18 protein-coding genes and 1 pseudogene are annotated in these 24,680 nt (G+C 71.4%); 10 read left to right on the forward strand and 9 right to left on the reverse strand.

Annotation, left to right across the window (positions count from 1 at the left end):
* Nucleotides 1-136: 136 nt before the first annotated feature.
* On the reverse strand, nt 137-1,201 hold the full coding sequence (gene hemE, locus ACQKM2_RS08790; RefSeq protein ID WP_427707792.1) for a uroporphyrinogen decarboxylase: 1,065 nt from the start codon (nt 1,199-1,201) through the stop codon (nt 137-139).
* Between the two features lie 91 nt (nt 1,202-1,292).
* On the opposite strand from hemE, the gene ACQKM2_RS08795 reads away from it, so the two are divergent.
* The 3 genes from ACQKM2_RS08795 to ACQKM2_RS08805 all read left to right on the forward strand — a co-directional run bounded on the left by ACQKM2_RS08795 (nt 1,293) and on the right by ACQKM2_RS08805 (nt 4,331).
* On the forward strand, nt 1,293-1,949 hold the full coding sequence (locus tag ACQKM2_RS08795) for a DUF3000 domain-containing protein (RefSeq protein WP_427707794.1): 657 nt from the start codon (nt 1,293-1,295) through the stop codon (nt 1,947-1,949).
* A gap of 308 nt (nt 1,950-2,257) precedes the next feature.
* Nucleotides 2,258-2,920 carry a helix-turn-helix transcriptional regulator gene (locus ACQKM2_RS08800; protein WP_007267191.1) on the forward strand — a complete coding sequence of 221 codons (663 nt, stop codon included), beginning with the start codon at nt 2,258-2,260 and terminating at the stop codon, nt 2,918-2,920.
* Between the two features lie 124 nt (nt 2,921-3,044).
* Complete coding sequence (locus ACQKM2_RS08805) at nt 3,045-4,331, forward strand: HRDC domain-containing protein (protein WP_427707800.1); 1,287 nt, start codon at nt 3,045-3,047, stop codon at nt 4,329-4,331.
* 64 nt (nt 4,332-4,395) lie between these two features.
* On the opposite strand, the gene ACQKM2_RS08810 is transcribed toward ACQKM2_RS08805, so the two are convergent.
* Nucleotides 4,396-5,562: an alpha/beta hydrolase gene (locus tag ACQKM2_RS08810; RefSeq protein WP_427707802.1), complete on the reverse strand. Its 1,167-nt coding sequence runs from the start codon at nt 5,560-5,562 to the stop codon at nt 4,396-4,398.
* A gap of 321 nt (nt 5,563-5,883) precedes the next feature.
* On the opposite strand from ACQKM2_RS08810, the gene ACQKM2_RS08815 reads away from it, so the two are divergent.
* Together ACQKM2_RS08815 and ACQKM2_RS08820 are read left to right on the forward strand one after the other, a co-directional pair.
* Nucleotides 5,884-7,110 (forward strand): thiolase family protein, encoded by a 1,227-nt coding sequence (locus ACQKM2_RS08815; protein ID WP_125814944.1) that lies wholly within the window; start codon nt 5,884-5,886, stop codon nt 7,108-7,110.
* A complete protein-coding gene (locus tag ACQKM2_RS08820; protein ID WP_427707804.1) occupies nt 7,107-9,245 on the forward strand; it encodes a 3-hydroxyacyl-CoA dehydrogenase NAD-binding domain-containing protein in 2,139 nt (712 codons plus the stop codon). The genes ACQKM2_RS08815 and ACQKM2_RS08820 overlap by 4 nt, the downstream gene beginning before the upstream one ends.
* 66 nt (nt 9,246-9,311) lie before the next feature.
* Here the strand turns inward: ACQKM2_RS08820 and ACQKM2_RS08825 are convergent, their stop codons facing one another.
* Together ACQKM2_RS08825 and ACQKM2_RS08830 are read right to left on the reverse strand one after the other, a co-directional pair.
* Nucleotides 9,312-11,051: a polysialyltransferase family glycosyltransferase gene (locus ACQKM2_RS08825; RefSeq protein WP_427707807.1), complete on the reverse strand. Its 1,740-nt coding sequence runs from the start codon at nt 11,049-11,051 to the stop codon at nt 9,312-9,314.
* On the reverse strand, nt 11,048-12,022 hold the full coding sequence (locus ACQKM2_RS08830; protein ID WP_427707809.1) for a glycosyltransferase family 2 protein: 975 nt from the start codon (nt 12,020-12,022) through the stop codon (nt 11,048-11,050). Before ACQKM2_RS08830 ends, ACQKM2_RS08825 begins: the two co-directional genes overlap by 4 nt.
* 288 nt (nt 12,023-12,310) lie before the next feature.
* Here ACQKM2_RS08830 and ACQKM2_RS08835 point away from each other — a divergent pair, with 288 nt between their 5' ends.
* The 4 genes and pseudogenes from ACQKM2_RS08835 to ACQKM2_RS08850 all read left to right on the forward strand — a co-directional run bounded on the left by ACQKM2_RS08835 (nt 12,311) and on the right by ACQKM2_RS08850 (nt 16,360).
* Complete coding sequence (locus ACQKM2_RS08835; RefSeq protein ID WP_427707811.1) at nt 12,311-13,588, forward strand: DUF6716 putative glycosyltransferase; 1,278 nt, start codon at nt 12,311-12,313, stop codon at nt 13,586-13,588.
* A gap of 37 nt (nt 13,589-13,625) precedes the next feature.
* Nucleotides 13,626-14,321, forward strand: a pseudogene (locus tag ACQKM2_RS08840) (cytidylyltransferase domain-containing protein); the annotation flags it as partial.
* Between the two features lie 60 nt (nt 14,322-14,381).
* Nucleotides 14,382-15,299, forward strand: a complete 918-nt coding sequence (locus ACQKM2_RS08845) for an N-acetylneuraminate synthase family protein (protein WP_427707813.1) — start codon at nt 14,382-14,384, stop codon at nt 15,297-15,299.
* Nucleotides 15,296-16,360: a hypothetical protein gene (locus ACQKM2_RS08850; RefSeq protein ID WP_427707816.1), complete on the forward strand. Its 1,065-nt coding sequence runs from the start codon at nt 15,296-15,298 to the stop codon at nt 16,358-16,360. Before ACQKM2_RS08845 ends, ACQKM2_RS08850 begins: the two co-directional genes overlap by 4 nt.
* On the opposite strand, the gene ACQKM2_RS08855 is transcribed toward ACQKM2_RS08850, so the two are convergent.
* Complete coding sequence (locus ACQKM2_RS08855) at nt 16,334-17,392, reverse strand: hypothetical protein (RefSeq protein ID WP_427707818.1); 1,059 nt, start codon at nt 17,390-17,392, stop codon at nt 16,334-16,336. The two genes, ACQKM2_RS08850 and ACQKM2_RS08855, sit on opposite strands and share 27 nt — an antisense overlap.
* Nucleotides 17,393-17,626: 234 nt before the next feature.
* On the opposite strand from ACQKM2_RS08855, the gene ACQKM2_RS08860 reads away from it, so the two are divergent.
* Nucleotides 17,627-18,733, forward strand: a complete 1,107-nt coding sequence (locus ACQKM2_RS08860) for an LCP family protein (protein WP_427707820.1) — start codon at nt 17,627-17,629, stop codon at nt 18,731-18,733.
* Between the two features lie 30 nt (nt 18,734-18,763).
* Here the strand turns inward: ACQKM2_RS08860 and ACQKM2_RS08865 are convergent, their stop codons facing one another.
* From ACQKM2_RS08865 to ACQKM2_RS08880, 4 genes are all read right to left on the reverse strand, one after another.
* A complete protein-coding gene (locus ACQKM2_RS08865; protein WP_427707822.1) occupies nt 18,764-20,260 on the reverse strand; it encodes an amino acid permease in 1,497 nt (498 codons plus the stop codon).
* A gap of 102 nt (nt 20,261-20,362) precedes the next feature.
* Nucleotides 20,363-22,279 carry a 1-deoxy-D-xylulose-5-phosphate synthase gene (gene dxs / locus ACQKM2_RS08870; protein WP_427707824.1) on the reverse strand — a complete coding sequence of 639 codons (1,917 nt, stop codon included), beginning with the start codon at nt 22,277-22,279 and terminating at the stop codon, nt 20,363-20,365.
* 252 nt (nt 22,280-22,531) lie between these two features.
* Nucleotides 22,532-23,824, reverse strand: a complete 1,293-nt coding sequence (locus tag ACQKM2_RS08875) for a sugar ABC transporter permease (protein ID WP_427707826.1) — start codon at nt 23,822-23,824, stop codon at nt 22,532-22,534.
* The gene (locus tag ACQKM2_RS08880; RefSeq protein ID WP_361596304.1) at nt 23,821-24,609 is read right to left on the reverse strand and encodes an ATP-binding cassette domain-containing protein; all 789 of its coding nucleotides are present in this window, start codon (nt 24,607-24,609) and stop codon (nt 23,821-23,823) included. Before ACQKM2_RS08880 ends, ACQKM2_RS08875 begins: the two co-directional genes overlap by 4 nt.
* Nucleotides 24,610-24,680: the final 71 nt, after the last annotated feature.

Raw genomic sequence — 24,680 nt, forward strand, 5'->3', positions numbered from 1 at the left:
TGGACGCCGAGGAACTCGCTGTCGCCCCCCGCCGGCGTTTGAGGCGCGGGGGGCTGGGGGCTGAGCCCCCAGGAAACGGAGAAAGGGCGGGGCGGGGAGCAGCGCCGCAGGCACCGCCCCCGCCCCGCCCCCACGGCTAGCGCTGCGTCCGGGTGTGGACGTAGTCCACCAGGCGGGTCAGCGCGTCCGGGTCGGTCGTCGGCAGGACGCCGTGGCCGAGGTTGAAGACGTGGCCCTCCAGGCCGGCCGCGGCCGCCAGGACCTCGTCCGTCTTGGCCTCGACGGCCTCCGGGGTGGAGAAGAGGACGGCCGGGTCCAGGTTGCCCTGGAGCGCCTTGCCGGGGCCGACGCGGCGGACGGCCTCGTCCAGGGAGACGCGGTAGTCGACGCCCATGACGTCCGCGCCGGCCTCGCCCATCAGGCCGAGCAGCTCGCCCGTGCCCACGCCGAAGTGGATCCGGGGGACGCCGTACGAGGCGACGGACTCCAGGACCTTCGCGGAGGCCGGCATGACCGAGCGGCGGTAGTCCGCCGGGGCCAGGGCGCCGACCCAGGAGTCGAAGAGCTGGACCGCGGAGGCGCCGGCCTCGATCTGGACCTTGAGGAAGGCGGAGGTGATCTCGGCGAGGCGGTCGAGCAGGTCGGCCCACAGCTGCGGGTCCCCGTACATCAGGGCCTTGGTGTGCTCGTGGTTCTTGGACGGACCGCCCTCGACGAGGTAGCTCGCGAGGGTGAAGGGCGCGCCGGCGAAGCCGATCAACGGCGTGCCGCCCAGTTCACCCGTGAGCATGCCGATCGCCTCGGTGACGTACGTGACGTCCTCCGGGGTGAGGTCGCGCAGCTGTGCGAGGTCCTCGCGGCGGCGGATCGGCTGGGCGACGACCGGGCCGATGCCCGGCTTGATGTCCAGGTCGACGCCGATGGCCTTGAGGGGCACGACGATGTCGGAGAAGAAGATCGCCGCGTCCACGTTGTGCCGCCGCACGGGCTGCATGGTGATCTCGGTGACCAGGTCGGGGCGCATGCAGGACTCCAGCATGGCCGTGCCCTCGCGCACCTTGCGGTACTCGGGGAGTGAGCGGCCGGCCTGCCTCATGAACCACACCGGCGTGTGGGGTACCGGCTCCCGCCGGCACGCCTTCAGGAAGGCGGAATCGTACGTCTGGCTCGGCGGGCCCTGGGGGCGGTCGTTGGCGCTCACGACCCGAATCTTCGCACGTATGAAGAAGTGCCCGGCCCGGCGCGGGTGTCCCTGCGCCGTACGGGCGCTCGTTCCGCCTAGTCTTCCCGGCATGGCTGCGGCTCAGGGACGATTTTCAGATGGCGCCGAGGGTACGGACAGCGCGAAGGAGAGTTCGGTCCCGCTCCCGTTCCGGCGGGCGGTCGACGGCTTGCGCAAGGCGCGGCTGCGGCCCGGGATCGAGGTCGAGCCGGTGAAACCGCCCCAGCGGCTGGCGCCGTACGCGTACGCGCTGGAGGCGGCGGTCGTGGACGGGGAGGACGACCTGGCCGACGGCCGGCTGATCCTGCTGCACGATCCGGCCGGGCACGACGCCTGGCAGGGCACGTTCCGGCTGGTGACGCTGGTGCGTGCGGAGCTGGAGCCGGAGATGGCGGCGGACCCGCTGCTGGCGGAGGTGTGCTGGTCCTGGCTGACGGGTGCGCTGGAGGCTCGCGGGCTGGGGTACGGGGAGGCGAGCGGCACCGTCACGATGGCGGCCTCGCACTACTTCGGCGGGCTCTCGGAGCGGCGTCCGGCGACGCAGATCGAGATCAGGGCCTCGTGGACGCCGCGCGAGGGGGCGGGCGGGGTGCCGGACACGACCGCGCACCTGGCGGCCTGGTGCGAGCTGCTGTGCCAGATCGCGGGGCTGCCGCCGGTGGGGCCGACGGACAACGCCACGGGCGTGGTGTCCCTGCCACAGCGGCGCGGTCCGCACCACCCGTAGCCGGGCGGCCCGTGGGGGCCGTACGGCCCCCTCCGGCCGCCTCCGTCCGCCTCCGTCCGCCCGCGTGCCCACCCGTGACGACCGGTCGTTGTCATAACGGTGCGTCAGAACGGCGCGTGCCGGGCGGCCTTCTGATCATCCCTTGATCGATCGTGCGTCCGAATTGCCCGAATTGTTACTCACCAAATCGTGATCATTCCCTAAAGCCGGGTGGGTGACGTGCCGAAGGAGTCAGTGACCATCCGCACGGTGCGAACCGGCTTCTCTTCCCCGAGCCGGCCGTCCCGCCACTCCCCCAGGAGGCCTAGGTGTCCGTTCTTCTCGAGCAGCCCGCAAGCCTGGTCGCCTACCGCCCGAACAAGCCGACGGCCATGGTCGTCGTGGCCGACCCGCGCGTCCGTTCCACGGTGACCCGCCATCTGTGGGCCCTCGGAGTCCGTGACGTGATCGAGGCGTCGTCCATCGCGGAGGCCCGCCCCCGCGTCGGCAGCCCGCGCGACATCTGCGTGGCCGACGTACACCTGCCCGACGGCTCCGGTCTCACCCTGCTCTCCGAGACCCGCGCCGCGGGCTGGCCGAACGGCCTGGCCCTGTCCGCCGCCGATGACATCGGTGCCGTGCGCAACGCCCTCGCGGGCGGGGTGAAGGGCTACGTCGTCACGGGTACGCGGACCAACATCGGGCTCCCCACCCGGCCCGGCGCCGCCCCCATCGGCGCCGCCGCCGCACGCATGCACCGCCGCCCCCCGGGTGCCCCGAGCCACCCGGGCGGCTACCGAGAGCTCTCCGGCCGCGAGGTCGAGGTCCTGCGCCTCGTCGCGGAGGGCCAGTCCAACAAGGCCATCGGCGTCTCGATGGGCCTGTCCGCCCTGACCGTCAAGTCCCACCTCGCCCGGATCGCCCGCAAGCTGGGCACCGGCGACCGGGCCGGGATGGTCGCCGTCGCACTGCGGACGGGGATCATCCACTGATCCCTCCCGAGGCTCCCGGGCGAACGCCTGGAGGCCCCGGGAACCGGCCGCCGTTCTCCCCCTCGCGCCCGTCGACGGAACGTTCCGGCGACGGGCGCGTCACATACACGGATACCCTTTACCGGTGACCGACGCCCAAGAGACCGCAGCACACCTGCGCACCACCACCGGGGGCGGCCCCCCGGACGCCGAGGTTCCGTCCGATGGGCAGCCGACGCCGATCCCCTTGCTGGAGCCCCGCGAGGGCATTCCGCCGGTCGTCGCCGACGCCGACGCCCTCGCCCGGGTCGTCGCGGCCTTCGCCGCCGGCACCGGGCCCGTGGCCGTCGACGCCGAGCGCGCCTCCGGCTACCGGTACGGCCAGCGCGCCTACCTCGTACAGCTGCGCCGCGAGGGCGCGGGCTCCGCGCTCATCGACCCGGTGGGCTGTCCGGACCTGTCCGCGCTGGGCGAGGCGCTGTCCGGCACCGAATGGATCCTGCACGCCGCCACCCAGGACCTGCCGTGCCTGCGCGAAATAGGCATGGTGCCCACCTCGCTCTTCGACACCGAGCTGGCCGGCCGCCTGGCGGGCTTCCCCCGGGTCGGACTCGGCGCGATGGTGGAGAGCGTGCTCGGCTACGCCCTGGAGAAGGGGCACTCCGCCGTCGACTGGTCCACCCGCCCGCTCCCCGAGCCCTGGCTGCGCTACGCCGCCCTCGACGTGGAGCTGCTGGTGGACCTGCGGGACGCGCTGGAGAAGGAACTGGACCGGCAGGGCAAGCTGGAGTGGGCCCGCCAGGAGTTCGACGCCATCGCCTCGGCCCCGCCCGCCCCGCCCCGCAAGGACCCGTGGCGCCGCACCTCCGGCATGCACAAGGTGCGCCGCCGCCGGCAGATGGCGGTCGTCCGGGAGCTGTGGGAGTCCCGCGACCGCATCGCGCAGCGCCGGGACGTCTCCCCCGGCAAGGTGCTGGGCGACGCCGCGATCGTGGAGGCGGCCCTCGCCCTCCCCGTGAACGTGCACGCCCTGTCGTCCCTGCCCGGGTACGGGCAGCGGATGGGCCGGCGCCAGCTGGACCAGTGGATGGCCGCCGTGGACCGGGCGAAGGCCCTGCCCGAGAACGAGCTGCCGCAGCCCGGGGCGTCCCCCTCCGGCCCGCCCCCGCCGCGTTCCTGGGCGGACAAGGACCCGGCCGCCGCGGCCCGGCTGGCGGCGGCCCGCACGGGCGTCTCCGCGCTGGCCGAGCGGCTGAACCTGCCGCAGGAGAACCTGATCACTCCGGACACCGTGCGCCGGCTGTGCTGGGAGCCCCCCAAGCGGCTCGACGCGGACACGGTGGCCGAGGCCCTGGCCGGCCACGGCGCCCGCCCCTGGCAGATCGAGCAGGTGACCCCGGTACTGGTCACGGCCCTGGCCGCGACCGCCTGAGCACGCCCCGGCGAAAGCCCCCGGCCCCCGGCCGGGGGCTTTCGCCGTAGCGGGGCCTGGCGTCCTACGGGACCGGCAGCGGCGTGATGTCGTCGTTGTCGTCCACGTGGAAGCTGCCCTTCTCCCTCCCGAACACCTTGCCGTGCTTGAGCCACTGCTTCGACATCGTGTGCAGGGTCGTGCGCCGGCCCTCCCACACCATCTGGTGGCTGGCGCAGGAGACCCTGAACATCAGCTTGTTCGCGCCCGGGATGGCCTTGTAGAGCTCGGTGACCGACACGACCCCGGTGGTCACCGTCTTGTCCAGGTCGCCGTACACGATGCACACCGGGACCTGGCCTCCGAGCGTGCCGTGGAGCGGCGCGGTCTTCTTGTTCCAGCCCCACGTGTAGGGCTGGCGCTGGCGGCTCACGCCCTCCGTCCCGCCCCCGGGCAGCGGCTTCCCCCAGGTGCGGCCCTTGTCGTCACTCTCCATGATCGCCTGCCAGACCATGTCCACGGCGTCCGGCGCCTGCTGGCCCGGGCAGTCGGGGCTCAGCTCGTTCTTCCAGGCCTGCCTCAGCCCGTCCTTGAGACCGAGGGCCATCGGGTACGGCGGGGTGTCGCGCGGCATCGGGTAGGGGGCGCCGAAGTCGGTCCCGGGGGCGCTGTCCTGGCCGTTGTAGGTGAACGCGGGCGCCTGGAACATCAGGCTCCTGACGTTGTCCTTGTGCTGGATCGCGTACGGGCCCATCGCGAACGCGGCGGCGGAGTTGCCGATCATGTCCAGCTGCTGCACGCCGTGGTGGTGCTTGATGTACTCGACGACCGCGTGGAGCTCGTCCCAGTCGCTCTGCGAGTTGCCCAGCTGGTGGGGGTAGGAGGGGTAGCAGTCGGAGGTCAGCGGCAGGTTGGGGTACGTGACGCGGACGTGGTGTTCCGGGTTCGCGTTGCACGCGTCGTCCATCTTCGGGCGGGGCGAGCGCCCCATCCCCTGGAGGTCCATCAGGAACACGTCGTAGCCGGCGTGCGCCAGCACCCTGGACCAGCTGTAGTCGCCGAGGCCGATGTCGTAGACGGCGAGCACCGGCACGGTCCTGCCGTGCAGCATCAGGACCACGCGGCGCTTGTCGGGCGGGGTGTTCGGCGGGGTCCCGTCGTGCTCGCGGACGCGGAGCTTCACGGGCTTGCCCTTGTTGGCGGGGACGGTCGACGTGTGCGGGACCTCGTGTTCGGTGGTCTTGACGGGCATACGGGATTTCCTTCCGGCGGCGGCTGCCCGGAGGCGGGCGCCGCCGGGCGCAGCCAAGCATCGGGACCGCCGCGGCCCCCGGCCCGGAGCCGGGCCGGGCGGACCGCCCGGACGACCCCATCAGGGCGTCCCGCCGGTCCGATCGGCCGGGCGCGCGGACAGGGCGCACGGACGCGGGAGTGTGACCTTCGCCGCTGTTCGGGGAGGGGGTGTGCACGTCGGTTACCGACAAGTAGCATGGCCGGGTGAGCGGGCGCTCAGCCATACCGGCCGGGCCGCCCCCGCGCAGCAGCGCCATCCCGTACCTGGAGGAGAGCCAACGTGCCTCGTACCGTCAGGGACGTCGTCTTCGTCGACGGCGTCCGCACCCCGTTCGGCAAGGCGGGCCCGAAGGGCATCTACCACGAGACCCGCGCCGACGACCTCGTCGTGAAGGCGATCCGGGAGCTGCTGCGCCGCAACCCGGACCTGGACCCCAAGAAGATCGACGAGGTCGCCATCGCCGCGACCACGCAGATCGGCGACCAGGGCCTGACGCTGGGCCGCACGGCCGGCATCCTCGCGGGCCTCCCGCAGTCCGTCCCGGGCTACTCCATCGACCGCATGTGCGCCGGCGCGCTGACCGCCGTGACCGCCGTCGCGGGCGGTGTGGCCTTCGGTGCGTACGACGTCGCCCTCGCCGGCGGTGTCGAGCACATGGGACGCCACCCCATGGGCGAGGGCGTCGACCCGAACCCGCGCTTCGTCTCCGAGAAGCTGGTCGACGAGTCCGCCCTGTTCATGGGCATGACCGCCGAGAACCTGCACGACCGGTACCCGACGATCACCAAGCTCCGCGCCGACGAGTACGCCGTGCGCTCGCAGGAGAAGGCCGCCAAGGCGTACGCCGACGGCAAGATCCAGCAGGACCTGGTCCCGATCTCGGTCCGCAACACCAACGAGGCCGCGGGCGAGACGGGCTGGGGCCTGGTCACCACCGACGAGCCGATGCGCCCGGGCACCACGCTGGAGAACCTGGCCGGCCTGAAGACCCCGTTCCGTACGCACGGCCGGGTCACCGCGGGCAACGCCGCCGGTCTCAACGACGGTGCCACCGCCGCGATCATCGCGTCCGAGGACTTCGCCCGCGAGAACAACCTCCCGGTCAAGATGCGCCTCGTGTCGTACTCCTTCGCGGGTGTCGAGCCGGAGGTCATGGGCTACGGTCCGATCCCGGCGACCGAGAAGGCCCTGGCCCAGGCCGGCCTGACGATCGACGACATAGGCCTGTTCGAGATCAACGAGGCCTTCGCGGTCCAGGTCCTCGCGTTCCTGGAGCACTACGGCATCGCCGACGACGACGCCCGCGTGAACCAGTACGGCGGCGCCATCGCCTTCGGTCACCCGCTGGCCTCCTCCGGCGTCCGCCTGATGACGCAGCTGGCCCGCCAGTTCGAGGAGCAGCCGCACGTCCGCTACGGCCTGACCACCATGTGCGTCGGCTTCGGCATGGGCGCCACGGTCATCTGGGAGAACCCCAACTTCAACGCCGAGGGAGACTCCAAGTGAGCACCACCGCTGAGCTCCTGAAGGGCGCGGCCGAGCTGTTCCCGGACGAGGTCGTCACGTCCGCGCACGTCCGCCACCTGGACCTGCCGTTCGGCGCCGGGCGCTTCGCCCTCATCACGCTGGACAACGGCTTCGACCACACCAAGCCGACCACCTTCGGCCCGCAGTCGCTCGCCAACCTGAACGCGGCGATCGACCAGGTCGAGCAGGAGGCCGCGGCCGGCTCCATCATCGGCGCGGGCATCACCGGCAAGCCGTTCATCTTCGCCGTCGGCGCCGACCTCAAGGGCGTCGAGCTGCTGAAGAAGCACGACGAGGCGCTCGCCATCGGCAAGGGCGGCCACGACGTCTTCAAGCGCCTCTCCGCGCTGGCCGTCCCCACCTTCGCGTACTACAACGGCGCGGCGATGGGCGGCGGTGTCGAGGTCGGTCTGCACTGCTCGTACCGCACCGTCTCGAAGGCCATCCCGGCCTTCTCGCTGCCCGAGGTCTTCCTCGGCCTGGTTCCGGGCTGGGGCGGCTGCGCCATCCTCCCGAACCTGATCGGCGCGGAGCGCGCGGTCTCGGTCATCATCGAGAACTCGCTCAACCAGAACCGCCAGCTCAAGGGGAAGCAGGTCTTCGAGCTCGGCATCGCCGACGCGGTCTTCGAGGGCGCCGACTTCCTGGAGCAGTCCCTGATCTGGACCGCGAAGGTCCTGAAGGGCGACACCGAGGTCGTACGCGCCGAGGTCGAGCGCGGCGAGGCCTGGGACGCGGCCGTCGCCAAGGGCCGCGCCATCGCGGACTCCAAGGTGCACGGCGCCGCTCCGGCCGCCTACCGCGCGCTGGAGATCATCGCCGCGGCCAAGGACGGCGACCTGCAGGCCGGCTTCGACGCCGAGGACAAGGCCCTGGCCGACCTCATCATGGGCGGCGAGCTGCGCTCGGGCATCTACGCCTTCAACCTGGTCCAGAAGCGCGGCAAGCGCCCGGCCGGTGCCCCGGACAAGTCCCTGGCCCGCCCGGTCACCAAGGTCGGCGTCGTCGGCGCGGGCCTGATGGCCTCGCAGCTGGCGCTGCTGTTCCTGCGCCGCCTGGAGGTGCCGGTGGTCCTCACCGACATCGACCAGGAGCGCGTGGACAAGGGCGTGGGCTACGTCCACGCCGAGATCCAGAAGCTGCTCGGCAAGGGCCGGATCAACCAGGACAAGGCCAACCGCCTGACCGCCCTGGTCACCGGTGTCCTGGACAAGGCCGAGGGCTTCGCGGACGCGGACTTCATCATCGAGGCCGTGTTCGAGGAGATGTCCGTCAAGCAGAAGGTGTTCGCGGAGGTCGAGGCGGTCGCCCCGGCGCACGCGATCCTCGCCACCAACACCTCCTCGCTGTCGGTGTCGGAGATGGCCTCCAAGCTCCAGCACCCGGAGCGCGTGGTCGGCTTCCACTTCTTCAACCCGGTCGCGATCCTCCCGCTGCTGGAGATCGTCCGCGGTGAGCAGACGGACGACGCCTCGCTGGCCACGGCCTTCGGTGTCGCCAAGAAGCTGAAGAAGACCGCGGTCCTGACGAAGGACGCCCCGGCGTTCGTCGTGAACCGCATCCTGACCCGCTTCATGGGCGAGATCCAGAACGTCATCGACGAGGGCACCCCGGTCGCCACGGCGGAGAAGGCCATCGAGCCGCTCGGCCTGCCGATGTCCCCGCTGGTGCTGCTGGAGCTCGTCGGCCCGGCGATCGGCCTGCACGTCTCCGAGACGCTGAACCGTTCCTTCCCGGAGCGCTTCACCGTCTCCCCGAACCTCAAGCGCGTGGTCGAGGCCGGCAAGCGCGGCTTCTACGTCTACTCCGCCGAGAACGGCTTCAAGCCGGAGCTGGACCCCGAGGTCGCCGCGCTCCTGGTGCAGGGCGACTCCGTCCTCACCGAGGAGCAGGTCCGCGACCGCGTCCTGGACGCGGTGGCGCAGGAGATCGGCCTGATGCTGGAGGAGGGTGTCGTGGCCGAGGCCCAGGACATCGACCTCTGCCTCATCACCGGTGCGGGCTGGCCCTTCCACCTGGGCGGCATCACCCCGTACCTGGACCGTGAGGGCGTCTCGGAGCGGGTGAACGGCAAGAAGTTCCTCGCCCCGGGTGTCGCCAGCGTCCCGGCGTAACACCCAGGCAGTACCCACGACGGCCCGTCCGCACCTGGTGCGGACGGGCCGTCGTCGTCGTTGCTCCTACCGGCGCCCGAGCCGGCCGGTCTTGACCAGGCGCTGGGCCGCCGGCGAGTCCGGGTTGATGCCGAGCGCCCGCCGCCCCGCCGTGAGGCGCAGGTCGTCGCCGCGCTTGCCCAGCTTGGCGGCGGTCTCCGCGATCCGCAGCCACACCATGGCGCGACCGCTGTCGGAGGAGACCTCGGCGGCCCGCTCGATCAGCTGCCTGGCCCGGTCGGTCTCCTTGCGGCGGATGTGGGCCTGGGCCATGCCGAGGAGCAGTTCCAGGTTCTCCTGCTCGGCGAGCAGGCGCGCGCCGACCTCCAGGACGCCCTGGTCGTCCTTGGCCTCGACGAGCGAGGCGAAGCCGCTCATCGAGACGTCGGTGACGGGCGCCTCGTCCGGCTCGCGGCGCTCCCCGGTGCTGCGCAGGGTCCAGCCCAGGCCGCGGCGCCACTTCCAGGTGCGCGGGCCGGGCAGTTCCAGGCGGGTGCGGGTGCGTTCGTTGAAGTGCATGGACAGCTCGGGGCGGTCCTCCCACTCCTCGACGGCCGCGGCGATGTACGCCTCGGCCACCGGGCGCAGGAAGCCGAACCGCTTGGGCTGCATGCAGTAGCCGACGGCCTGGACGTACGGGGTGACCTCGGTCCGGACGTGCTCGGCGTCGAGGATCCGGTCGGCGGGGGCGGCCTCGGGATCCTCCAGGTCGGGGACCAGGGCGTGGGTGAGGGTGGCGGGGATCCGGTTGCTGTTGGCGTAGGGCCGCATGCGCCGGACGACCTCCAGGGCGCCGGTCTGGGCGACGGGGATCCCGTACAGGGCGCGGGCGGTGAACAGGCCGGTGGAGAAGCAGCCGATCACCCGGCCGGGGCGCAGGTACGCGAAGACGGTCTCGGCGAGGACCGGGACGTCCAGCACGAGGAAGGGGACGCCGGCCTCGCGGGCCGCCCCGGCGAGGGCGTCGGAGAGGGCGGAGGGGGCGCTGGGGTGGGGTTTGAAGACGACGGAGGTGTGGCCGAGCCGCACGGCGTGCTCGAACATGCGCCGGTGCAGGTCCTCTTCCTCCTCCTCGGTGAGGATGCCGAGGGGGGAGAGGTACTGGCCGAGGAGGAGCGCGGTCCCCGGGCCCCCGCCGGCGAGCTGCCGCGGGATCACCCGGTCGAGGAGGGGGCGGCACTCCTCGGTGAGCTCCGCCATCAGTTCGAGGACGGCGCCGGTGTGCACGGGCCGGGAGGGGATCCCGTACTCGGTGAGGAGCATGGGCAGCAGGGCGGGGACCAGGTCGAGGTAGAGGACCTGGCCGATCCGGCCGTGGAGGGGGCGGGGCAGGTCGTTGCGGGTGGGGCCGTAGCTCATGACGCCGTCGGCGTACACGGCGAGGGTGGCGTCGGAGAAGATCTTGCAGAGCGTCTGGGCGGGCTTGACCTGGATCGACTCGACGACGAGTTCCAGGGGGCCGGGCCGGATGGCCATCTTCTCCGCCATGACGGTGCGCCAGAGGGGGGCGTCCTCGTCGCGGGGCGCCCAGACCGCCGGGTGGAAGGGGTAGATGAGGTCGTTCCAGTACACGACCCGGTGGAAGCGTTCGAGGACGGCGGCGGCGCCGGGCATGTGGTGCAGCGGGGTGGCGACTTCGGGGATGTCGACGTTGTTGCAGACGAGCAGGATCCGCTCGCGGTCGTCCCGGCCGAGCTGCCCGGCGTCGATGGCGGCGGCCACCGTCATGGCGCCGTAGAGGGTGGAGGCGGCGAATATCCGGGTCATCGGGCGGCGGCGCCCTGGTGCTGCGACATGAGTTCCCTGAGCTTGGTCACGCGTGCGGAGTCCATTCCCGCCAGGGTCCCTTCGAGGATGTCCTGGGGGAGGTCGAAGAGGATCTGCGCGCCGCGTGCGCGCAGCAGGTCCCGGGTGAGTTCCTCGTACTGCTCCTCGCGGCCCAGATGAATGACGATGAGCGCGCACAGGGTCCGCATGGCCTTGAACGACAGTTCATATCCGCGCGGGTGGTGGGAGAGCTCGTCGAAAATCATCCGGAAGGCCGGCAGGAAGTCCAGCTGCCGTTCGTCGGGGACCTTGGTGAGGGAAGTGGACACGTCGCGGCGGTAGAAGACGCCGTGGAGGTCGACCACTCCGAAGGAACGCATCCGCAGGTGCAGCTTGTAGAACCAGGGGCGGTCCTCGGCGGTGCGCAGGCTCTCGTCGAAGAACAGGGCGTCGGCCTCCCGCAGCCGTTCGCGGTCGTAGATGCCGGCCCAGGACTGCGGGTAGTCCATGAAGGTGGAGGCGTCGACGGGGCCTATGTAGTCGGCCGGATCGAGCGGGAGGGCCCTCGGCGCGAGGGGCGCCATGACGATCCTCCGCTTCCTCCCGTACACGCGGACATGGCCGGTGCGCAGGAAATCCACGCCCGACTCGCTCATCCAGCCGACCAGTTGCGCGAGATATCCGGGGGCGTACCAGTCGTCGCCGTCGAGAAAGGTGAAGAACCGGCCGCGGGCGGCCGCGAGGCCGATGTTGCGGGTGGCCGAAATACCCAGGTTCCGCTCGTTGCGGATCAGTACGGCACCGGGAATCCCGGGGACCATCTCCCGCAGGATCTCCGACGTGCCGTCGGCGGAGCAGTCGTCGACGACGATGAACTCGAAGTCCTCCCGGGCATTGAGCGCCAAGGACTTGAGCGCCGTCCGGCAGAACTCCCGGACGTCACACATCGCGACGATTACCGAAAGGGTCACCACCGGAACCACTCACCTTCTCCCCATTGCCCACACACGTCCGCCGGAGCCGCACGGACGGACCGGACATCATGACCGGACATCATGATAGGAGCGCCCGGAGAGGCCCCCGGATCCTCCGGGTGTGACGTACAACTCCCCGGGCCGTCGAAGCCTTTCCGTGACACATAAGGCTCAGGTGAGCATGTAGGGTCTATGGGGCCCGGCGGCAGTCCCGCCCCTCGCCCGCGCCGGCCGCGGGCACGCCGACGGCAGTTGGGCTCCGCCGACCGACCGGGAAACCACCAAGTGCGCATCCACGTGCTCGCAGACTCCGACACCCGCTGGAAATGGGGCGCGGGGCTGGCGGTGGGCCTGGCACCGGGCAGCGAGGTGCACGCCCACATGCTGCGCGGCCGCAGCACGCCGACGGCGCGCCAGCTGGCGGAGGTCGGCATCACCCCCGCCTCGATCACCGAGGCCACGCTCGCCGGTTTCGCGGCGGCGCCGGAACTCGACGGAGCGGATCTGATCATCCTGGGCACGGTCGGCGGCGCCACCCACGCGGCCCTGCACGCGCTCGCCCGCCGGTTCGCCGGGGCGCCGCGGCGGCCGGTGCTGATGACGGGTTACGTGGGCGTCGTCTACGAGAAGATGGCCGACGGGCTCCTGCTGCGGGCCGGCGCCGACATCGTCCTCGCCAACAGTCCTTTCGACCGGCGCCGTTTCACCGAGGTCTACGAGCCGCTCGGAATTCCCGTTTCCTGCATAGTCCAGACGGCGCTCCCCTTCCTCGACCAGAGGCCTTACGACGCGAACCGCACGCACGCCACCCACCCCTATACGGTGTGCTTCGCCGTCCAGCCGTCGGTGCCCGCCGACCGCAACGGCCGCCTTTACATGCTGCGCCGCGCGATATCCCACGCGCGGCTGCGCCCGGGGCGCGACGTACTGGTCAAACTCCGCAGCAAGCCCGGTGAGGCGACCACCCATGTGGAGGCCTTCCACTACCAGGTGCTCGCGGAACAGCTGGAAGAACCGCTGCCGCCGAATCTGCATTTCGTCTACGGGAACATGTCGGACACCCTCGACCGCACGGATCTGCTGGTGACGGTCAGCTCCACGGCCGCCCTGGAATCGATGCACCGGGGAATGCCGACCGCGATACTCAGCGATCTCGGAGTGCGGGAAGTCCACGGAAACCACTATTTCACCGGTTCCGGCTGCGTCACCGACTGGACCGCGATAGACGAGGGCGACGCCCCGCTCGCGGACGAATCCTGGACGGCCGACCAGGGAATCCGCGCGGTGGATCCGTACGGGGAACTCCGCCACCGGATCGCACAGTTGCGCGGCGGCCCGCTGCCGCCGATATCCCCGTACTACACGGCCGACAGCGCCCCCGAATACGTGGGTACGCTGCTGCGCCGCCGGGGGCTGAACCCGGACGGCTCCCCCGGCGCGGCCGCCGCCGCCCGGCGCCCGAGCGGCCCCATGCGGCGCACCTCCCGCCGCGTGCTGAAGGTCGCCTACCAGTTCGGGGTCCAGCGCGTGGCCCCGAAGATCCAGCAGTGGGGCGGCGTGTGACCGCCCCCGTCGTACCGGCACCCCAGGGGGAAGCCTCGTGAACGTCACCGCCGTCATACCCGCCCGGGGCGGCTCCAAGGGCATCCCCGGCAAGAACACCGCCGAGGTCGGCGGGGTACCGCTCGTCGCCCGGGCCGTCCTCGCCTGCCGGGGCGCCGCCCACGTGACCCGGGTGGTGGTCTCCACCGACGACGCGGCGATCGCCCGCGCCGCCCGCGCGGCGGGCGCGGAGGTCGTCGACCGCCCGCAGGAACTGGGCTCGGACCGGGCGTCCAGCGAGTCCGCGCTGCTGCACGCCCTGGACGTGCTGGAGGAACGTCACTCCGATCCCGTGGACGTCCTCGTCTTCGTCCAGTGCACGAGCCCCTTCACCACCCCGGAGGAGGTCGAGGAGACCGTGCTGGCCGTGGTCCGCGACGGCGCCGACTCGGCCTTCACCGCCGTGCCCTTCCACGGCTTCCTCTGGGGCACCGGGAACGCCGGGGCGGACTCCGGCCACCACGCGCACGGGGTCAACCACGACAGCTCCGTCCGCCTGCGCCGCCAGGACCGCACCCCCGAGTACCTGGAGTCGGGCGCCGTCTACGCCATGCGCGCCGACGGCTTCCGCCGCCACGGCCACCGCTTCTTCGGCCGGACCCAGCTGGTCCCGACCGCCCCCGAGCGGGCCGTCGAGATCGACGAGCCCGGCGACCTCGCCCGGGCCCGGGCCCTGGCCCCCCTCTTCGACTCCCCCCTCCTCGAATCCCCCCTCGACCCCTCGCAGTACCCCGGAAAGGAACTCTGAACAGTGGTGCACAGCAGCCGAATCCGCCGCATCGGGAACAAGGAGGTCGGCCCCGGCCGGCCCACCTACGTGATCGGCGAGATCGGGATCAACCACAACGGTGAGCTCGCCAACGCCCTCGCGCTGATCGACGCTGCCGCCGACGCGGGCTGTGACGCCGTCAAGTTCCAGAAGCGGACCCCCGAGATATGCACGCCCCGCGACCAGTGGGACATCGAGCGGGACACCCCCTGGGGCCGGATGACGTACATCGACTACCGCCACCGCGTCGAGTTCGGCGAGGACGAGTACCGCGCCATCGGCGAGCACTGCGCGAAGCGCGGCATCGACTGGTTCGCCTCCCCCTGGGACACCGAGGCCGTGACCTTCCTGGAGAAGTTCGGCGTCCCGGCCCACAAGGTGGCCTCCGCCTCGCTGACCGACGACGAGCTGCTGCTCGCCCTGCGCGCCACCGGCAAGACGGTCATCCTGTCCACAGGCATGTCCACCCCGCAGCAGATCCGGCACGCCGTGGAGGTGCTGGGCAGCGCGAACGTCGTCCTGCTGCACGCCACCTCGACGTACCCGGCGAAGGCCGAGGAGCTCAACCTGCGCGTGATCAACACGCTCCAGGAGGAGTACCCCAACGTCCCGATCGGCTACTCCGGCCACGAGACGGGCCTGCAGACCACCGTCGCCGCCGTCGCCCTCGGCGCCTGCGCCGTGGAGCGGCACATCACCCTGGACCGCGCCATGTGGGGCTCCGACCAGGCCGCCTCCGTCGAACCGGGCGGCCTGGCCCGCCTGGTCCGCGACATCCGCACCATCGAGACCGCCCTCGGCGACGGCGTCAAGCGCGTCTACCCCTCCGAACTCGGCCCGATGAAGAAGCTCCGCCGGGTCCAGGGCACCCTCCCCGCCGAGGGCGTGACGGCCTCGGCATGAGCGACACCCTCGCCCTGGTGGAGAGCCCGGCTCAACTACTGAACGTCCTGGAGTGGGCGTACGTCCACCCGGGCGAGGCAGCGTCCCTCACCATCGCCGTCCTCCAGCCGGTGGACCCGCGTTCGCGCGCGCAGGTCCGCCGGCTGTGCCGGTTCGCCTCCCAGTCCAAGGTGGTCTGGCGGCGCTACGAGGTCCGCGCCGGCTACCTGGGGCGGGCCGGGGAGCTCGTCCGCCTCGGCCGCGCGGTCGCGTCCGCCCGGCGCCTGGTCATCGGCGACCTGTTCTCCCGTACGATCCAGCTGCTGCTGCCCCGCTCCAGGGCCCGCGAGGTGGTCGTCGTGGACGACGGCACCGCCACCACCGAGCTGGTCAGCCTGCTGACCAACGGCGGGCAGCTGACCCGCTGGCACCAGGGCGAGCTCAAGCCCTCCGCCAAGGGCGGCCCGGTCAACCGCTGGCTGGCCCGCCAGGAGCTGGAACGCGCCGTCTTCTTCACCTGCATGCCGGTCGCCGCGCCGCCCGGCACCGAGGTCCGGCCCAACGACTACGCCTGGAGCCGCGCCACCTTCGGCCCGGTGCGGGTGCGGTCCGGGGCCGATCTGGCGGGCAGCTCCCTGGTGGAGACCGGGGTCGTCGACGAGGACCGGTACATCGAAGCGGTCGGCTGGATCGCCCGCCACCGGGCGGCCGGCCGCTACTTCGCGCACCGCAGGGAGAGCGGGCCCAAGCTGGAGCGGATCGCCGGACTCACCGGCATGGAGATCGTGCACCCCGAGCTGCCGCTCGAACTGACGGCGCTCACCGAGCCCATCGGCCGGTCCCTGCTGACCTTCGCGTCCACCATCGCCTACACACTGCCCATCGTGCTGGCCGGCTCGCCCGTGCGGGTGGAGCTGTGCGACATCGACGACGCCTGGATCACCCCGGACACCGCGGAGCGGTCGGTGGACTTCCTGCGGCGGATATCGGCGCTGGCGGTGGACCGGCACAACCTGACGAGGATCCCGCCGCAGGGGCGCCGGCGGCCCGAGCCGTCACAGGCGCTGCCAGCGGCCCAGTGACAGGCCGGAGTTGTCCTTCTGCCGGCTGACCAGCAGCTCGCCCCGGGCGCTGACGCAGGCGATGACGAGCAGGCCCCGGGCGTCGAGGGCGAGCGCTGGGGAGCCCGGCCCCTCCTCGCCTATCTCGGTCCACCACAGCCCCGCCGCCTCGTGTTCCGTGGGGTACGCGGCGAGGGCGGTACGCCCGTTCACGCCCCGGTGGGCCAGCACCGTGCAGTCGTAGCCGTCGACCAGTGCGCGGACGGCCGCGACCGCGCCGGTGCCCGGTCCGCCGCCGAGCGCCAGCACCCCGGCACCCTCCCGGCAGGCGAACACCCCGCTCCCGTCGGCCGCGTGCCAGAAGTGGGTGACCCGTCCCGGGGACGTCTCCAGGGTGCGCACCGAGCCGTCCCGGGCGAGGTACGGGACGTCCTCGGCCCGCTCCACCGGGCCGCCGGGCGTGCTCTGGGTCCAGCGGGAGAGGCCCTTCTCGCCGGGCGCGGCCAGCCAGACCCGGCCGTCGGCGGTGGAGTCGGCGGTGATGCCCTCGAAGGCCTTGCTGCCCCGCAGGTCCTCCCAGTCCCGCCAGTCGCCCTTGCTGTCCTGGCGCCTGACGTGGACTCCGCGGCCCGCGTTGCGCACGAAGAGGTGGGGCGCGCCCTGGGCGTCGACCGCCAGGGCGGGCGGGCCGCCGCGGTGCGCCGTCCCGGCCCGCTGGTAGAGGGTGCCGAGGGACTCCCAGGGGCCCATCGGGCGGCCGCTCTGGTATTGCACCGCGTGGTGGTAGGTGACCGTGGCTGAGTCCCCGGTCCCGGTGCGGCGCCGGCCCGCGAAGTGGGCGTACCCGTCGGGGCCCTGACCCACCGTGAGGTCGGTCAGGCCGTCGGCGGGGAGGAGGTCGGGGCCGCTCCACCCGGGGCCGCCGGGGGCGTCCTCTGTCCAGCGGAGCAGGCCGCCCTCGGCGCGGGCGTAGGCGGTGAGCCGGCCGTCCTTGCCGGTGAGGAGCCAACGGCCCGCCAGGGGGCCCAGCGCCGCGGTGCTCCGGTCGCGCACGGGGGCTCCGGCGGCTCCGCCGGGTCCGGAGTGCTGCTCGGGGGATCTGTCCGAACCGCGCCGGGATCGCGTCGCCATGGAACCGCAGCAACCCTTCCGCTTCGCCGTTCGAACAGATTCAGGATACCCCGGGGCTCCCGGGCGGCCCCCTGCGTCTATGTTGTAGCCCGCGAGATCCCCCCGAGATCCCCACCGGATCTCCCGCCACCCGTTCGGAAGGACCGGTTCCCGGGCATGACTTCAGACTCCACCGCCACCACGAAGCCGCCCCGTTCGCGCGCCTCCCGGATCCGGCGGGGGCTCGCCTGGACGGCGGCCGTGGTGGTCCTGGGCGCGGCGGGATCCGGCTGGTGGGTCTACGGCCACCTCAGCGGGAACATCGACAGCGTGGACCTGGACCAGGCCATCGGCACGGACAACCGGCCGCCGAAGGTCGTCGAGAACGCGCAGAACCTCCTGGTCCTCGGCTCCGACTCGCGGGCCGGGGCCAACGGCGAGCTCGACCACGGCGACGTCAGCGGGGCCCGCTCCGACACGGCGATGCTGGTGCACATACCCGAAGGCCGTTCCAGGGCCACCGCGGTGAGCATCCCGCGCGACACCCTGGTCACCCGGCCCGAGTGCAAGGACAAGGACGGGGCCGCGGTTCCCGAGGCCCGCCGGGTGATGTTCAACTCCGTCTACTCGCTGGCCGGTCCGGCCTGTGTGGTCAAGACGGTGGAGCAGCTGTCCGGGATCCGCGTGGACCACTTCGTCGAGGTGGACTTCGCCGGCTTCAAGGACCTCGTCGACGCCCTGGGCGGGGTCACCGTCACCCTCGACCAGCCGATGACCGGCGCGAAGGGCGGCCTCAAGCTGGACGCGGGGACGCACCGCCTGAACGGCACCGACTCGCTGAAGTTCGTACGCACCCGCTACGGCTACGGGGACGGCAGCGACCTCGGACGCATAGGGCTCCAGCAGCAGTTCATGCTCGCGATGCTGTCCGAGATCAAGAAGCAGGACGCCCTCGGCAATCCGGCGCGGCTCTACAAGCTCGCCGACGCCGGCACCAAGTCGCTGACGACCGACTCCGACCTGGCCTCGCTCACCGCGCTGTCCGACTTCGCGCGGAGCCTGCAGGGCGTGGACCCGTCCACCATGGAGACCATCATGCTGCCGGTGGCCTACGACAAGGTGGACCCGAACCGGGTCGTGGTCGCGCAGGAGCAGGCCTCCCAGCTGTGGGAGGCCCTGCGCAACGACCGGAAGGTGCCCGCCTCGGCGAAGGACTCCCCCGCCAAGGGCGGCGGCCCGGGCGCCAAGTCCCGCGCGCCCGGGCCGTCCCCGTCGTCCTCCTGATGTCGTTCTGACGTCCTTCTGCTCCCGCTCCTAGTACTCCGCGTCCTGGCCGACCTGCGCGAGGCGGCTCTTGCGCTTGCCGTACAGGAAGTAGACGACGATGCCGATCACCATCCAGATCCCGAAGCGCAGCCAGGTCTCGGCCGGCAGGTTGAGCATCAGCCAGAGCGAGGCCGCCATCGACAGGATCGGGATCACCGGCACCCACGGGGTGCGGAAGGACCGGTGCAGGTCGGGGCGGGTCTTGCGGAGGATGATGACGCCGAGCGCCACGATGACGAAGGCGAACAGGGTGCCGATGTTGACCAGTTCCGCGAGCTTCGCCAGGCTGGTGAACCCCGCGATGATCGCGATGATCCCGCCGAGGAGCAGCGTGGCCCGGTAGGGGGTGCGGTACTTGGGGTGGGTGACCGAGAAGACGCGCGGCAGCAGTCCGTCACGGCTCATCGCGAAGAACACGCGGGTCTGGCCCAGCAGCAGGATCATGCTGACCGTGATCAGGCCGACGGCCGCCCCGAGGCTGATGGCACCGGAGAAGAACGGCTGGTTCACGGACTTGAAGGCCTCGGCGAGCGGTGCTGTCGGCGACATCTCCGCGTAGTACTGCATGCCGGTGACGACGATGGTCACGGCGACGTACAGGAGCGTGCAGATGAGCAGCGAGCCGAGGATGCCGCGCGGCATGTCCCGTTGCGGGTTCTTGGTCTCCTCGGCCGCGGTGGCCACGACGTCGAAGCCGATGAAGGCGAAGAAGACCAGGGAGGCCGCGGTAAAGATGCCCATGACACCGAAGTTGGTGGGCTCGTACCCGAACAGCAGCTGGACCAGTGGTGCCGTCCAGCCGCTCCCGCCCTCCTGTGGCTTCGCCGGGGGGATGAACGGCGAGTAGTTGTCGGCCTTGATGAAGAACAGGCCGGCGACGATGACCAGCAGCACGACGAAGACCTTGATGGCGACGACGACCGCCGTGATCCGGGCCGACAGCTTCGTGCCGACGACGAGGATCGCGGTCAGGACGAGGACCAGCAGGAAGGCCATCAGGTCGAAGTGGCCGCCCGCGTCGGGCCCGGACAGCGCGACGGGCATGTCCCAGCCGAGGTTCGTGTGCATGAGGTGGCGTACATATCCGGACCAGCCGACGGCCACGACGGCCGTGCCGAGCGCGAATTCGAGGACCAGGTCCCAGCCGATGATCCAGGCCGGCAGCTCGCCGATCGAGGCGTACGCGAACGTGTACGCCGATCCGGCCACCGGGACGGTGGACGCGAACTCGGCGTAGCAGAGGGCCGCGAGGGCGCAGACGACGCCCGACACCACGAAGGAGAGCGCGGTGGCGGGGCCGGCGTTGTTGCGGGCCGCGATGCCCGTGAGGACGAAGATGCCGGTACCGATGATGACGCCGACACCGAAGACCGTCAGGTCCCAGGCGGAGAGCGATTTGCGGAGCGCGTGCTCCGGCTCCTCCGTGTCACGGATGGACTGTTCCACCGTCTTGGTGCGGAACGGGCTGTTCGGATCCGTGCTCACCGACGCACCTCCCAAGAAGTACGCGAACGGGCCGGGAGGCCCACCCTTCAAGGGTGATCTCCCGGCCCGTGACGTGCAACCGCGCGATCCGGCCTGGTCCGGCTAGTCGACGGTGGCGGCCGGCTCGCTCTCGAAGCGGCCGTCCAGCTTGGCGACCAGACCGGTGACCTGGCGGGCGATGTCCGGGGCGGTCAGGCCGATCTCGGCCATGATCTCCTTGCGCTGCGCGTGGTCGAGGAAGCGCTGCGGGATGCCGAAGTCACGCAGCGGTACGTCGACGCCGGCGTCGCGCAGGGCCTGCGAGACGGCGGCGCCCACACCGCCGGTGCGGCCGTTGTCCTCGACGGTGACGACCACCCGGTGGCCCTCGGCGAGCGGGGCGAGGGCCTCGTCCACCGGCTTGACCCAGCGGGGGTCGACGACGGTGGTGGAGATGCCCTGCTTGTCGAGGAGGTCGGCGATCTCCAGGCACATCGGGGCGAGCGCGCCGACGGAGACGAGGAGTACGTCCGGACGGGTGACCTCGGGGGCCGGGGCGCGCAGCAGGTCCATGCCGCCGATGCGGCCGACGGCCGGGACGGCCGGGCCGACGACGCCCTTGGAGTAGCGCACGACGGTCGGGGCGTCCTTGACCTCGACGGCCTCGCGCAGCTGGGCGCGCAGCTGCTCGGCGTCGCGCGGGGCCGCCAGGCGCAGGCCGGGGACGACCTGGAGGATGGACATGTCCCACATGCCGTTGTGGGAGGCGCCGTCGTCGCCGGTGACGCCGGCGCGGTCCAGGACGAAGGTGACGCCGCACTTGTGCAGGGCCACGTCCATGAGGACCTGGTCGAAGGCGCGGTTGAGGAAGGTGGCGTAGACCGCGAAGACGGGGTGGACGCCGCCGGTGGCGAGGCCGGCGGCCGAGGTGGCGCCGTGCTGCTCGGCGATGCCGACGTCGTAGATGCGGTCCGGGAAGGCCTCGGCGAACTTGTTCAGGCCGACCGGGTGGAGCATGGCGGCGGTGATGCCGACGATGTCCTCGCGCTCGTGGCCGAGCTTGACCATCTCGTCGGCGAAGACGGAGGTCCAGCTGGCGGCGGCGGTCTTGACCGGGAGGCCGGTGTCGGGGTGGATCACGCCGACCGCGTGGAAGCGGTCCGCCTCGTGCTCCAGGGCCGGGGTGTAGCCGCGGCCCTTCTGGGTGAGGCAGTGCACGATGACCGGGCCGCTGAAGCGCTTGGCGCGCTGGAGCGCGGACTCCAGGGCCTCGATGTCGTGGCCGTCGATGGGGCCGATGTACTTGAGGCCCAGGTCCTCGAACATGCCCTGCGGGGCGATGAAGTCCTTGAGGCCCTTCTTGGCGCCGTGCAGGGTCTCGAAGAGCGGCTTCCCGACGACGGGGGTGCGCTCCAGGATCTCCTTGCCGCGGGCCAGGAAGCGCTCGTAGCCGTCCGTGGTGCGCAGGGTGGCCAGGTGGTTCGCGAGGCCGCCGATGGTGGGGCCGTACGAGCGCTCGTTGTCGTTGACGACGATGACGAGCGGGCGGTCCTTGGCGGCGGCGATGTTGTTCAGCGCCTCCCAGGCCATGCCGCCGGTGAGCGCGCCGTCGCCGATGACGGCGGCGACGTGGTGGTCCTCGCGGCCGAGCACCTCGTTGGCCTTGGCGAGGCCGTCGGCCCAGCCCAGCACCGTGGAGGCGTGCGAGTTCTCGATCACGTCGTGGTCGGACTCGGCGCGCGAGGGGTAGCCGGACAGGCCGCCCTTGGCGCGCAGGTCCGAGAAGTCCTGGCGGCCGGTGAGCAGCTTGTGGACGTAGGCCTGGTGGCCGGTGTCGAAGAGGACCTTGTCCTTGGGCGATTCGAAGACCCGGTGCAGGGCGATCGTCAGTTCGACCACGCCGAGGTTGGGGCCGAGGTGCCCGCCGGTCTTGGAGACGGCGTCGACGAGGAAGGACCTGATCTCTGCCGCGAGCTGGTTGAGCTCCTCCTGGCTGAGCCGGTCCAGATCGCGCGGTCCCTTGATGCGGGTCAGCAGCACCCGTGCCTCCTTGCAGTTGCTTGCTGGTCTGTCGAGTCTAATGTTCCGCTCGCGAGGGCGGTCATCGGGCGGTACCTGACGGGTCACACCTTTGTCATACCTGTACACCTCGTCGCGAAATCACACATCCCAAACGGGCGTATACCTGCACACCCGTACGCACATGCGTACGCACGGGTGCCCGGTGCCACACGGAGTGGCACCGGGCACTGTGACGGGTCTTACCGCCTGGGATCGGCCCAGGTCGCGCGGTCAGGCGCGGCCGGCCGACTTCTGGGTCTTGCGGGTCACCGAGTCGATGACCACCGTCGCCAGCAGCACGGCACCGGTGATCATGTACTGGATCGGAGTCGCGATCCCCTCCAGGGCCAGACCGTACTGGATGCTGGTGATGACCATCACACCGAGGAGGGCGTTCCAGGTGCGGCCGCGGCCGCCGAAGAGGCTGGTGCCGCCGATGACGGCCGCCGCGATCACGTTCATCAGCAGGTCGCCGGCGCCGGCGCTCTGGTTGGCCGCCGCGATCTTGGAGGCCCAGAAGAGGCCGCCGATGGCCGCGAAGGTACCGGAGATCGCGAAGACCGCGATCCGGATCCCGTTGACGTTGATGCCCGCGCGGCGGGAGGCCTCGACGCTGCCGCCGAGGGCGAAGACGTTGCGGCCGAAGGTGGTGCGGCGCAGGACGAAGTCCGTGCCGACCAGGGCCACCACGAAGATCACCAGGGCCAGGGGCAGGCCCTTGTACTGGTTGAACACGGCGGCGGGGCCGAAGGTGAAGACCGCCAGCAGGCCGGTGCGCAGCAGGATCTCGCTGAGCGGCCGCGAGGGGACCCCGGCGGCCTCCCGGCGGCGGTTGTCGGAGTAGGTGGCGAGGAAGTACGCCACCGTGGCGACGGCCGCGAGGCCGTAGCCGGCGGCCACGTCCGAGAAGTAGTACGTGGTGAGCTGCCCGACCACGCCCTCGGAGTCGAGGTTGATGGTGCCGTTGCTGCCCAGGATCTGGAGCATGGCGCCGGACCAGAACAGCAGGCCGGACAGGGTGACGGCGAAGGCCGGGGCGCCGATCCTGGCGAAGAAGAAGCCGTGGATCGCGCCGATCAGGGCGCCGCCGCCGACCGCGGCGAGGATCGCGACCCACTCGTTGACGCCGTGGGTGACGGCGAGGACGGCGACGATCGCGCCCGAGACGCCGCTGACCGAGCCGACCGAGAGGTCGATCTCGCCGAGCAGCAGGACGAAGATGATGCCGACGGCCATCATGCCGGTGGCGACCATGGTGATCGCGATGTTGGAGAGGTTCTCCGGGGAGAGGAAGTTCGAGTTCAGCCCCTGGAAGATGCTCCAGATGATGATCAGGCCGAGGACGACCGGGATCGAGCCCAGGTCGCCGGCCTTCATCTTGCGGCCGAACTCGCTCAGGTAGCCGGACAGGCCCTGCTCGCGGACGAGCAGGCGGGGGTCCACCGCCGGGATGGCGTCCGCCGGTGCGGCGGGGTTGGCGAGCTGGGCCACCTCTTCCGCATGCGTGTGGTGTTCGGTGCTCACTTGCGGGCCTCCCCGGTGCGGGCCGCCCGGCGGGTCACGGCGTTGTCCGTGGCCCCGGTGATGGCGGAGATGATCTCTTCCTGCGAGGTGTCGGCGACGTTGAAGACACCGTTGTTGCGGCCCAGCCGCAGCACCGCCACCTTGTCGGCGACGGCCTTCACATCGGCCATGTTGTGGCTGATGAGGATGACGGCGTGGCCGCGCTCGCGCAGCCGCTCCACCAGGTCGAGCACCTGTGCGGTCTGCTCGACGCCGAGGGCCGCGGTGGGCTCGTCGAGGATGACGAGCCTGGGCTCGCCCAGCATCGAGCGGGCGATCGCCACCGTCTGGCGCTGGCCGCCGGAGAGCGAGGCGATGGGGATCCGGACGCTGGGGATCCGGATGGACAGGGTGGTCAGGAGCTCGCGGGCGCGGCGCTCCATCTCCACCTCGTCGAGGACGCCGAAGCGCTTGAGCTCGCGCCCGAGGAAGAGGTTGCCGACGACGTCGATGTTGTCGCACAGCGCGAGGTCCTGGTAGACGGTCGCGATGCCGAGGTTCTGGGCGTCGTGGGGCTTGCCGATGGAGACCGGGCGGCCCTCCCACTCGATGACTCCGTCATCGATGGGGTGCACGCCGGCGATCGTCTTGACCAGCGTGGACTTGCCGGCGCCGTTGTCGCCGACCAGGGCGACCACCTCACCGGAGTGGATCTCGAGTTCTACGTCGGTCAGGGCCTGGACGGCGCCGAACCGCTTCGAGACCCCTCGCAACGCCAGCACGGGCGCAGCGGACACATGAACCATCTCCTTCGCCGCCTGACCGGCGGGGATGTCGTGCAAAAGAGCAGGAGCGGGGCGGATGGGGATACGACGAG

Origin of the sequence: Streptomyces sp. NPDC004126, from assembly GCF_050275515.1 — a bacterium.
Lineage (GTDB): Bacteria > Actinomycetota > Actinomycetes > Streptomycetales > Streptomycetaceae > Streptomyces.

Bases quoted from the DNA above. Each gene is read 5' to 3' on its own strand.
- ACQKM2_RS08795 (WP_427707794.1), top strand. From the start codon at position 1,293: ATGGCTGCGGCTCAGGGACGATTTTCAGATGGCGCCGAGGGTACGGAC.
- ACQKM2_RS08810 (WP_427707802.1), bottom strand. From the start codon at position 5,562: ATGCCCGTCAAGACCACCGAACACGAGGTCCCGCACACGTCGACCGTC.
- ACQKM2_RS08825 (WP_427707807.1), bottom strand. From the start codon at position 11,051: ATGACCCGGATATTCGCCGCCTCCACCCTCTACGGCGCCATGACGGTG.
- ACQKM2_RS08850 (WP_427707816.1), top strand. From the start codon at position 15,296: ATGAGCGACACCCTCGCCCTGGTGGAGAGCCCGGCTCAACTACTGAAC.
- ACQKM2_RS08860 (WP_427707820.1), top strand. From the start codon at position 17,627: ATGACTTCAGACTCCACCGCCACCACGAAGCCGCCCCGTTCGCGCGCC.
- ACQKM2_RS08880 (WP_361596304.1), bottom strand. From the start codon at position 24,609: ATGGTTCATGTGTCCGCTGCGCCCGTGCTGGCGTTGCGAGGGGTCTCG.